The following is a 7,341-nucleotide window of genomic DNA, read 5'->3' on the forward strand; positions in this document are numbered from 1 at the left end:
GGGTTCTCCTTCAAGTGGGGTCAGACCGCGAAAGGCTCTTTTAAAACCGCGCCACGCCGAAACTGTTGGGCTGCAAGGTGCGGGCGTCGGCCTCATGGCAGATATCCAGCAGGTAGCCCAGCAGGGTGCGGGTATCCCGGGGGTCGATCAGCCCGTCGTCCCACAGGTTGGCGCTGCCGTACAAGGCCGTGGACTGGCTGTCGAGTTTCTGCGCGGTGACCTGCTCCAGCATGTCGAGCATCTTCGGGTCGGCTTCCTGGCCGTTCTTCGCATGCTTGGCCTCGGTGACGATGCGCAGCACCTTGCCGGCCTGGGCGCCGCCCATCACCGCGGTGCGGCTGTTGGGCCAGGCGAAGATGAAGCGCGGGTCCAGGCCGCGACCGCACATCGCATAGTTGCCGGCGCCGTAGGAACCACCGACGACGATGGTCAGCTTCGGCACCCGGGCATTGGCCACCGCCTGGATCATCTTCGCCCCGTGCTTGATCACCCCTTGCTGCTCGGATTCGGTGCCCACCATGAACCCGGTGGTGTTGTGGAAGAACAGCAGCGGCGTACGGCTCTGGTCGCATAGCTGGATGAACTGCGCGGCCTTGCTCGCACCCTGGGGCGTGATCGGGCCGTTGTTGCCGATAAAGCCGCAGGCCCGGCCCTGGATCTGCAAATGGCCGCACAGGGTCTGGGCGTCGAACTCGCCCTTGAACTCCAGGAACTGCGAACCGTCGGCCAGGCGCGCGACGATTTCCCGGGCGTCGTAGGGCTTTTTCGGGTCAAAGGGAATCAGCCCCAGCAACTCGTCGATGGGGTACAGCGGTTCGTTCCAGGTCCGCGCCGGCTGCACCGGCAATTGGGCATTCCACGGCAGCAGGCTGACGATCTCGCGGACGATGCGGATGCCGTCGGCATCGTTCTGCGCCAGGTACTCGGCAGTACCGGCAACCTGGGCGTGCATCTCGGCGCCGCCCAGTTGTTCGTCGGTGGCCACTTCACCGGTAGCGGCCTTGAGCAGCGGCGGCCCGGCGAGAAACAGCTTGGCCTTGCCGCGCACCACCACCACGTAATCCGAGAGCCCGGGCTGATAGGCGCCACCGGCGGTGGCCGAGCCGTGGACCACGGTGATCTGCGGCAGGCCCATGGCCGACATCCGTGCCTGATTGGCGAAACTGCGCGCGCCCTCGACGAAGATTTCCGCGGCGTAGTTGAGGTTGGCGCCACCGCTTTCCGCCAGGGTCACCACCGGCAGCTTGTTCTCCATGGCGATCTGTTGCAGGCGCAGGGACTTCTTCAGGCCGCTGGGGGAGATGGTCCCGCCCTTGATCGCGCTGTTGTTGGCCACCACCAGCATGCGCACCCCGCACACATAACCGATGCCGGCGATCAGCCCGCCGCCGGCCTGGCTGCCGTCCTTGTCGTCGTGCAGCTTGTAGCCGGCCAGGCTGGCCAGTTCGAGAAAAGGCGCGCCGGGGTCCAGCAGCAGGTTGAGGCGCTCCCGGGGCAGCAACTGGCCGCGCTGGTCGAACTTGGCCTTGGCCTCGGCCGCCTTGTTCAGCAGGTCTTGCTGCAATTGCTGCACCTGTTGCAGGCCCGCCAGCATCGCGTCGCGGTTCTCGGCGAACGACGGGCTGTGGGGGTCGAGCTGGGACTGGATCACCGGCATGACTTATTCCTCGCCCTTGAGCACATCGGGCAGGTAGGCCCGGTGAAAACCGTTGTACGACTCACTGTTGCGCGCCTTGCTCAACGGCCAGGCCCGGCTGCCGAGGCTGGCTGCGCCATCGATGCGCAGGGTGCTGCCGCTGATAAAGGCCGCGCCGGGGCTGAGCAGAAAGACAATGGCCGCGCTGACTTCCGATTCCGTGCCAATGCGCTTGAGCGGTACGTGCTCGCGCAGGGTGGGAATGATTGCCTTGAACGCGCCTTCATACGTGTCCATGCCGCTGGAGGCGATCCAGCCCGGCGCCACGGCGTTGACCCGGACTCCGGCATGGCCCCATTCGTAGGCGGCGGTCTTGGTGAAGTTGTCCATCCCCGAGCGCGCCGCGCCGGAGTGGCCCATGCCGGGCATGCCGCCCCACATGTCGGCGAGCATGTTGACGATGCTCCCGCCGTGGCGACTCATGGACTGGTTGAACACTTCCCGGGCCATGAGGAAACCGCCCACCAGGTTGGTGCGCAGCACGGTTTCGAAGCCTTTCTGGTTGATCGAGGCCAGCGGCGCCGGGTACTGGCCGCCGGCATTGTTCACCAGGCCGTGGATCGGCCCAAAGCCCTCGATCAACTGCGCCACCAGGGCCTTGACCGCGTCCTCGTCGCGAATGTCGCAGGCCTGCCAGTGGGCCAGGCCGCCGTCTTCGGCAATCTCGCCTGCGACCTTCTGCAGTTTTTCCGCCTTGCGCCCCACCAGCAGCACCCGGGCGCCGAGGGCCGCCAGTTCGTGGGCGGTGCAGCGGCCGATGCCACTGCCGCCGCCGGTGACGATGACGGTCTGGCCGGCAAACAATCGGTCTTTGAAAATCGAGTCGTACACCACGGCCACTCCTTTAATTGACGGCGTCGGCGATGCGCTGCGGCACCGGGATCTGGATCTCCAGCAATTGCTGGGCGAAGGCCTTGCCTTGTGGGTCGATGCGCAGGCTGGCGACACCGCCGCCGCCCAGGGCGTTTTCCAGCAGGAAGTTGAGGCTGTGAGTGCCCGGCAGGTACCAGCGCTGCACGCGGCCGTGAACCGGGTCCAGCACGTGGCCCATCCAGTCCGCCAGCACCTCCGGAGTCAGGGCTTCGGCGATCCACGGCAGGTAGTCGGGATGACGCGCTAGCACGCCGATGTTGCTGTGGTTGCCCTTGTCGCCGGAGCGCGCCACCGCCAGCTTGATCAGGGGCACGCTGGCATCGGGGCGGCCTTGGGGCTTGGGCAGTGAATGCGCGGCGGGCAGGGCGCTGGCGTCCAGGCGGTCCACTTCGGGCAGGGCGCAGGGATGACGCTGGCCGGCAAAGTCGACGTGCAGTTGGCAGGCGTCCTTGTCCAGCAGGAACGAGAACAGGCGGATGACCGGATAGACCGTGGGCCGCCCGCCGACAATTCCGGTCAGCCCCGGAGCCATGCCGGTGGCGGCCTGGGCGATTTCCCGGGAGAACAGCACCAGCGCCGCCTTGTGCGGATGGCGCACCGCCAGCTTGATCACCACTTCGCGGCTGTCCTGGCGGCGGCCGTGGGGACCGTAGGTGGCTTCGCTGCCCAGCAGCTCGATATTGACTTCGCTGTAGTCCGGCCAGCCACGCTGGGCGAACATCTCGCGGGTCTTGTCGATGATCGCCCGGCTGACCCGGCGCGCCTTGGCCACCGCATCGATCCCGGCCATCAGGCAACTGGCGGTGCAGCGGAAGCCGTCGGGGTAGGTGGCGCTGACCTTGTACTGATGGCTGGGGGGCAGGCCCTTGGCGCCCTGGACCCTGACCTCGTTCGGCGCCTGCTGGTGCAGTTGCACCTCGGAGAAATCGCACACCACATCCGGAAGCAGGTAAGCCTGTGGATTGCCGATTTCGTACAACAGTTGTTCGCCAACCGTCAGCGGGCTGATCAGCCCGCCGCTGCCTGGCGCCTTGCTGACCACGAACTGGCCGTCGGCGTCGACTTCGACGATGGGAAAGCCGATGTGCTCGTAGTCCGGCACCTCGTGCCAATCGGTGAAGTTGCCGCCGGTGCACTGGGCGCCGCATTCGATGATGTGCCCGGCCAGGGCGGCCTGGGCCAGGCGGTGGTAGTCCTGCCAGGACCACTTGAACTCGTGGACCAGGGCGGCGCTGACCACCGCGCTGTCGACGCCGCGTCCGGTGATCACGATATCGGCCCCCAGGCCCAGGGCTTCGACGATGCCCGGGGCGCCAAGGTAGGCATTGATGGAGACGCACATCGGCGGCAGGGGCGCGCCGCTGAACATTTCCTGGATGCCGGCGCCGGCCAGTTGCTTGAATTGTGGTTGCAGGTCATCCCCCAGCAGCACGGCGATCTTCAGCGGCACCCCGGCCTGCTCGCAGGCGGCGCGCAGGGCATTGGCGCAGGCTTGGGGATTGACCCCGCCGGCATTGCTGATGACGCGGATCTTCTGCGCATGGATCGAGCCCAGCAAGGGAGTGAGCACCTCGACAAAATCCGTGGCGTAACCGGCGTTCGGGTCCTTCAGGCGTGCCCCGGCCATGATCGACAGGGTGATCTCCGCCAGGTAATCGAACACCAGGTAATCCAGGCGTCCGCCTTGCACCAGTTGCGCGGCGGCGCTGCTGGTGTCGCCCCAGAAGGCGCTGGCGCAGCCGATTCTTACGGTCTTGGTCATGGCAGGGCTCTCGAAAAAAGAACTGCGAGGAGGCTACCAAGCAAGCGCTTGGTTTGTAAATGGGCCGATGGAATCTTCTGCCCAAGCGCTTGCTTGGTGATCCCGGGGAGCTTAAATTGCGCGCGCTACAGCCGCTTTCAGGCTGGGCTCTTGATGAAGTGACGCTAGGAGAACACCGGTGGACGAGCAAAAAGCCTTGCAGGTGGTACGCGAGCTGATTGCCAGCGGGCAAGTGACCGATCCCGACAGTGCCCGGGGCAAACTGTTGCAGACCGCCGCCCATCTGTTTCGCAACAAGGGCTACGAACGCACCACGGTGCGCGATCTGGCCAGCGCGGTGGGCATCCAGTCCGGCAGCATCTTTCACCACTTCAAGAGCAAGGACGACATCCTGCGGGCGGTGATGCAGGAAACCATCCACTACAACACCGCCCTGATGCGCGCCGAGCTGGCCGAGGCCGGCAGCGTGCGCGAGCGGGTGCTGGCGCTGATCCGCTGCGAACTGCAATCGATCATGGGCGGCAGTGGCGAAGCCATGGCGGTGCTGGTCTATGAATGGCGTTCACTGTCCGCAGAAGGCCAAGCCGCGGTGCTGGCCCTGCGCGACATCTATGAACAGATCTGGCTCCAGGTGCTGGGGGAGGCCAAGGCCGCCGGGTTTATCAAGGGCGATGTGTTCATCACCCGGCGCTTTCTCACCGGCGCCTTGTCCTGGACTACCACCTGGTTTCGGGCCCAGGGCAGCATGACCCTGGAGCAGTTGGCCGAGGAGGCTCTGCTGCTGGTGCTCAAGGATCATTCGCACGCCGATTGAATCTGCAGTGCAACATTGTCGACGAGCCTTAAAGCGCCTAGCTTTAGAGCATTCTTTTTCTATTGTCCGAGGTGGGTTGCCTTGATCTCCTTGTCGTTGCGATCAGCCTTGCGAATGCTTTTGCTGGCGCTGGTAACCCTTTGGGTCTGTCCGGTCTTCTCGGCGCAACTGGTACGGGTCGCGGCGGCACATTTCCCGCCCTACACCGTCCGTCCTGAAACCGGTGCCGACACCGGCTTGCTGCCGCAGTTGGTGGAGGCCCTGAACCAGTCCCAGAACAAGTACCAGTTCGTCCTGGTGCCGACCTCGATTCCCCGGCGTTTTCGCGATTTCGAACAAGGCCGGGTCGACCTGGCGATCTTCGAGAACCCGGCCTGGGGCTGGAAGGACATTGACCACACCAGTGTCGACATGGGCCTGGAGGATGCGGAGATCTTCGTCGCCCAGCGCCAGCCCGGCCGCGGCCAGGAATATTTCGCCGACCTCAAGGGCAAGCGCCTGGCGCTGTTCAGCGGCTATCACTACGCCTTTGCCCAGTTCAACGCCGACCCCAAGTACCTGGCCGACGCCTACAACGCCACGCTCACCTATTCCCACGACAGCAACCTGCTGATGGTCCTGCGGGGTAGGGCGGACATTGCCCTGGTGACCCGCTCCTACCTCAGCGACTTTCTGGTCCGCAATGCCGAGAACAATGACCAGTTGCTGGTGTCCCAGCGCATCGATCAGGTCTACCACCACTACAGCCTGATCCGGCCCCAGGCGCCGATCAGCGCCGAAGACTTTGCCGGGCTGCTGCAAACACTGCGGGCCAACGGCCAGTTGCGCAAAATCTTCGATCCCTACCGCATCGTCGTGATGCCCGTGCCCCACGCCTGAACCCCTGGGGGCTGCCCGGGCTCCCTCAAGGGCGCGGCTAAATTTCTCCCGCCGGTCCACGTCACTTGCTTGAATGCCCTTTGACGCTGAGGCCTGCCATGTCCCTTGTAAGTCCGCTGAGTGTCCAGGCCCTGTCGGCGGCTGCGCTGCCGGGCATCGATGAGGTCGGCGCCCGGTGCCGGTTGTTCCCGGCATGGCCGGGCCGGGGCCAGGAGTCCATGGCACTGGGGGCCCAGGCCGAACGGCAGGATCAACTGGCGTTCTGGCTGTCGGCCCAGGTGCACGCGCTGTACCTGGACCCGCCGGGCACGCCGCCACCGGCGTTCGCCCACGTCGATGCCTGTGCCGGGCAAAACCGTTGTCGGTACTGCCGGCAGGACTTCGATCTTGTGCACAAACGTGCCGCGTTGCTGGTGCTGGGGCGCAGTGGCCTGCTGGAAGGATGAGCGGCGCTCAGCGCCTGGCGAAGGTGTCGGGGCGATTGCCCGAGACTTTGCGGCAATGCACCAGGGCATCGCGAATCATGAAATTGACCAGGGTCGGCGAGACCCCCAGTTCCTTGGCGATGTCCTTTTGCGGCACGCCGTGCAGGCGATACATCTCGAAGGCATAGCGGGTGCGACTGGGCAGCTCGGTCAGGGCATCGGCAATGTGTTCCAGGGTGGAAAAGTTCATGTGCGAGGTTTCGGGCGAAGCGCCATGAATCACCACGTTCAAGCCTTCTTCTTCAGTGCCTGAATACTTCAGCTCCAGTGCCTGCTTGCGGTAATGGTCGATGGCCAGATTGCGCACGATCTGGAACAGGTAGCTGAGCTGGGCCTTGAACGAGGAGGTGATTTGCGGGGCCGACTGCAGGCGGAAAAAGGCGTCCTGGACCACGTCTTCAGCCCGGGACCGGCAGCCGGTAATCCGGGCTGCGATCTTCACCAGGATCAGACGGTTGTCGACAAAAGCCTGGAGTAACGGTGAATCGCACCTGCTTGTGGATACTGGTTCCGTCATGGAAATCACCTTGTTGCAAAGAGGTAAGTGGGACGCCAGAAAAATCTGACCCGTCCTACACATCGAGCGACAAATTAGGATGAATGATAATGATTGTCAATTGAGAAAAAGAACTAATGCTCTCTAGCGGTGCAGATTGAGAACAGCGGCTCGTTCAGGGGGCGGAGCGGGTCCTGCCAGGGCCCATGGGGACTAATTATTTGCCGAGGTCATCCGTTCCCATGGGAGAAAGACTCCGGGCAGCAAGCCCGGGCGCGGCGCCTTGCGGATGCCTGTGACCTGTTGCCAACCCGTTGATTTTTAAGTGGGTTGCCA

Annotated in this window: 7 protein-coding genes; 3 read left to right on the top strand and 4 right to left on the bottom strand. The window is 64.4% G+C overall.

From position 1 onward, the window contains the following. Positions 1 to 40: 40 nt before the first annotated feature. The 3 genes from atuC to GGI48_RS24910 are packed head-to-tail and all read right to left on the bottom strand — an operon-like array spanning position 41 to position 4,331. Positions 41 to 1,657: a geranyl-CoA carboxylase subunit beta gene (atuC, locus tag GGI48_RS24900; RefSeq protein ID WP_016966434.1), complete on the bottom strand. Its 1,617-nt coding sequence runs from the start codon at positions 1,655 to 1,657 to the stop codon at positions 41 to 43. Positions 1,658 to 1,660: 3 nt separating this feature from the next. Continuing rightward, positions 1,661 to 2,530 carry an SDR family oxidoreductase gene (locus GGI48_RS24905; protein WP_179600448.1) on the bottom strand — a complete coding sequence of 290 codons (870 nt, stop codon included), beginning with the start codon at positions 2,528 to 2,530 and terminating at the stop codon, positions 1,661 to 1,663. Positions 2,531 to 2,540: 10 nt separating this feature from the next. After that, positions 2,541 to 4,331: an acyclic terpene utilization AtuA family protein gene (locus GGI48_RS24910; protein WP_179600450.1), complete on the bottom strand. Its 1,791-nt coding sequence runs from the start codon at positions 4,329 to 4,331 to the stop codon at positions 2,541 to 2,543. A 178-nt stretch (positions 4,332 to 4,509) separates the two neighbouring features. Here GGI48_RS24910 and GGI48_RS24915 point away from each other — a divergent pair, with 178 nt between their 5' ends. From GGI48_RS24915 to GGI48_RS24925, 3 genes are all read left to right on the top strand, one after another. Next, positions 4,510 to 5,145 (top strand): TetR/AcrR family transcriptional regulator, encoded by a 636-nt coding sequence (locus GGI48_RS24915; protein ID WP_103739974.1) that lies wholly within the window; start codon positions 4,510 to 4,512, stop codon positions 5,143 to 5,145. A gap of 114 nt (positions 5,146 to 5,259) precedes the next feature. Continuing rightward, positions 5,260 to 6,024 (top strand): substrate-binding periplasmic protein, encoded by a 765-nt coding sequence (locus GGI48_RS24920; protein ID WP_181957004.1) that lies wholly within the window; start codon positions 5,260 to 5,262, stop codon positions 6,022 to 6,024. Positions 6,025 to 6,122: 98 nt separating this feature from the next. After that, positions 6,123 to 6,470, top strand: coding sequence for a hypothetical protein (locus GGI48_RS24925; RefSeq protein ID WP_179600452.1), 348 nt, complete (start codon positions 6,123 to 6,125; stop codon positions 6,468 to 6,470). 7 nt (positions 6,471 to 6,477) lie between these two features. Here the strand turns inward: GGI48_RS24925 and GGI48_RS24930 are convergent, their stop codons facing one another. Then, positions 6,478 to 7,026, bottom strand: a complete 549-nt coding sequence (locus GGI48_RS24930) for an RNA polymerase factor sigma-70 (protein WP_016966439.1) — start codon at positions 7,024 to 7,026, stop codon at positions 6,478 to 6,480. Positions 7,027 to 7,341 lie beyond the last annotated feature (315 nt).

The sequence above is a fragment of the Pseudomonas protegens genome, assembly GCF_013407925.2.
GTDB classification, from domain to species: domain Bacteria; phylum Pseudomonadota; class Gammaproteobacteria; order Pseudomonadales; family Pseudomonadaceae; genus Aquipseudomonas; species Aquipseudomonas fluorescens_AP.